Below are 3,015 nucleotides of genomic sequence, written 5' to 3' on the forward strand. Positions count from 1 at the left end.
CCTACGGACAGCAGGGTGGCTCCGCCGAGCCTTGAGAGCCCCGCCATGACATGGAAAGCGGGATAGACCGTTCGGCCGTCCTGCTGGTCATACCATGGCTGGACGAAATCAGCCTTCCTGTGGATATGGCCAAAGGGGCCGGTGAAGTCCCCTACCGCGACGGCCTCGACCCCTTCGCGAGCGCAGGCCGCGAAATAGCCGAGCGTCCATGCCGCATTGAACAGCCCGCGCTGCCGCGGATCGATGCGGCTCAGACATATGCGGGCGTTCGCTTTGTTCGGCGCGGTGCCCTTTCCGTAGGGGTTCTCGCGGCAGCCGAGCTGACTGGGACCTATGCGCAGCGGCACGCGGTCGCCCGTGAAAGCATGTGCCGAGCGTATCTGATGAGGGATAGCCTGAAGCGTTTCCATCACCGAAATATCATCCGCCGCGTGCACGCTTGGACAGGTGGTGAAGGTCACGTAGTCGAGCGCTTCGGCTGGCGGACGCTTGCGATTGAGTTCGGTGAAGTAAGCGGCCATGCCTCCGCCCAGCCCGATCCCCGGGAAAGCCCGGCGAGCGGCGGAGTAGCATTCGTGGAAGCTGGGCATGACCGGCCGCGGTGCTCCCGGCTGAACGGATTTCATGTCCTGCGCCGGAAAGACGGAGACAGCTTCCAGTTTGAGGCCGATTGTATGGACCGCATCAGCGACGGGCGCCAATTCGCCGAATGGGTCGAGCGTGCCCTTGGTGATGATCTCGAGGACCACGCCTGCGCCGGTCAGCCGTGCAAGCGCGGCGTAGCTTTCGAGTTCATCTTGGCCGTGTCCGAATCGGAGATCGACTTGGCAGACCATCCACTGCGGAGCCATTCGTCGTAGAAGCTCGGGGGATTCAAGCGCGTGCCTTGCCTCGTCGCCAGCGACGCCGACGCCAACGCGAGGCACTTGGCCGACGGGTCTGCCGATCGTCAGGTTGATGAGTGGATTGCGGTTTTCAGACGCCCCGGCACGAAGCGTTCCTGACACGTGTAGCCGGACGACCTGGGTGAATTTCTGGCCCTTGGGCAGTCGGTAAGGCCACGGGCGACGCAGAGGGCGGACATAGGTTTTATAGGAAGCGTCAGACCAATTGCGTTGATCCTCCATCTCGAAGGCATCACCGTCCATGGTGCATGTGGCCCAGATCCCAGGCGCGATCTCATGCGACAACGCCCGGATATCGGTGAACGGACATTTAGGGTCGATGTGGTCCGGAAAGAGCGATAGCTCATCATGACCATCCTCATGCAGCACCTTTACCGGCTTGCCCGCCAAGGCTTCGATCGGATGAAGGACGATGAAGCCGGTCCGATTCGTCAAAAGGTCAGTCTCGGGCTCTGCCTCGGCCGCAAAAGCCAGCGCACCATCACTACTGCCCGAGATCCGTACCTGATAAGCCAGGCGACCGGATGTTGCGGAACATGTTGCACGGTATGCGACGCTGAACACATCCAGCCTTTCATCGATGTGGAGATCATCGAGAACGGCTGTAGCGGTTCCCCAATTTTCGTCCCGCACAAGGAACGAGATTCCGCGCAGAATCTCAATTCCGTCAAGGCGGATGTAGCGTAACGCCCCATTGTCGAAGTCGACCGACAACGGTCCCGCGCGAAGTGTGCGCAAGGGTGGCTCGACCTGTTCGGTTCCACACAAGCGGATGGCTCGAGATGCTGCCAAGGTCAAATTGCTTGCTCCGTCGCAGCGTCAAAAATCGACGCCCGGTTCATGTTGATGTCGATCGGCAGTCTCTCGCCGGGACGGCTGACGTCGTGCGCCTGAAGCTCCGCCACCACTGGCGCGCCGGCAAGGCGGAAGGTCGCATAGCTGCGCGAGCCAGTCGGCTGCAGCAGGTCGATGGTTGCATCATAGCGCAGCGTGCCCGGCTCGGGGGTAGCAGCGTGTGCGCGTGTCAGATGTTCCGGGCGCAGCCCGAGCAGCACCGACTGCCCATCTATAGCGCCATTTAGAGTCCGCCCGGGGGCGATCGGCAGCAGACCATCGGCCAGCCGGATGGCGGCGGCGCTCCCGTCCAAAGCCAGCGTGCCCGGCAGGAAGCTCATGCGTGGGGAACCGAGAAAGCCCGCGACGAAGATCGAGGCGGGGCGCTCGAACAGTTCGAGTGGCGCGCCCTGCTGCTCGATCAACCCGTCGCGCATCAGCACGATGCGGTCAGCCAGTGTCATCGCCTCGATCTGGTCATGGGTGACGTAGATCATCGTCGTGGCGATGTCCTGGTGAAGGCGCTTGATCTCGCCGCGCATTTCGTCGCGAAGCTGGGCATCCAGATTGGACAGCGGCTCGTCGAACAGAAAGATGCGGGGGTTGCGGACTATGGCGCGGCCGATGGCGACGCGCTGACGCTGCCCACCGGATAACTGGCGTGGAAATCGCCCGAGCAAGGGGATGATGCCGAGCATACGCGCTGCCTCGGCAACGCGCGCCTCTACCTCGGGCTTCGGCATCTTGCGCGCCTTGAGACCGAAGCCGATGTTCTTCGCCACGCTCATATGTGGATAGAGCGCATAGTCTTGAAACACCATCGCCACGTCACGATCGCGCGGCCGCAAGTCATTGACCACCTCGCCGCCAATCTCGATCGTGCCTTGCGAACTCTCCTCCAGTCCTGCAATCGTCCTCAAAAGGGTACTCTTGCCGCATCCGGAGGGGCCGACCAGAACGGTGAACTCACCGTCGCGAATGTGGAGGTCAATGCCGCGCACCGCATGGAAGGCGCCGTAGCGCTTGTGCAAGCCGGTGATCCTGACTTCAGCCATGCCTGCCTCTTTCTATCCGCGAACGGCGCCGAGCGTCAGCCCGCGCACGAGATGTCGTTGAGCAAGGACTCCCAGAGCGATGGATGGCACGAGGGAAACAATGGCCAGGGCCGCCGCTTCACCATATTGCGCGCCCTGGAAGCCGATGAAGGAGCGGAATACGGTTGGCAGCGTGAACGCAGTTCGACTGGTCAAAATGAGCGCGAAGAAGAACTCCGTCC

2 protein-coding genes and 1 pseudogene are annotated in these 3,015 nt (G+C 62.2%); all 3 read right to left on the bottom strand.

The features are described from left to right. A partial coding sequence (locus EN925_RS30125; protein WP_206633000.1) for a hypothetical protein occupies positions 1 to 1,619 on the bottom strand: 1,619 nt, incomplete at its 3' end. Positions 1,620 to 1,699: 80 nt separating this feature from the next. After that, a complete protein-coding gene (ugpC, locus tag EN925_RS30130; protein ID WP_013525320.1) occupies positions 1,700 to 2,794 on the bottom strand; it encodes a sn-glycerol-3-phosphate ABC transporter ATP-binding protein UgpC in 1,095 nt (364 codons plus the stop codon). Between the two features lie 12 nt (positions 2,795 to 2,806). After that, positions 2,807 to 3,015, bottom strand: a pseudogene (locus tag EN925_RS30135) (carbohydrate ABC transporter permease); the annotation flags it as partial.

The organism is Mesorhizobium sp. M7A.F.Ca.US.006.04.2.1 (assembly GCF_004022915.1).
GTDB lineage: Bacteria > Pseudomonadota > Alphaproteobacteria > Rhizobiales > Rhizobiaceae > Mesorhizobium > Mesorhizobium ciceri.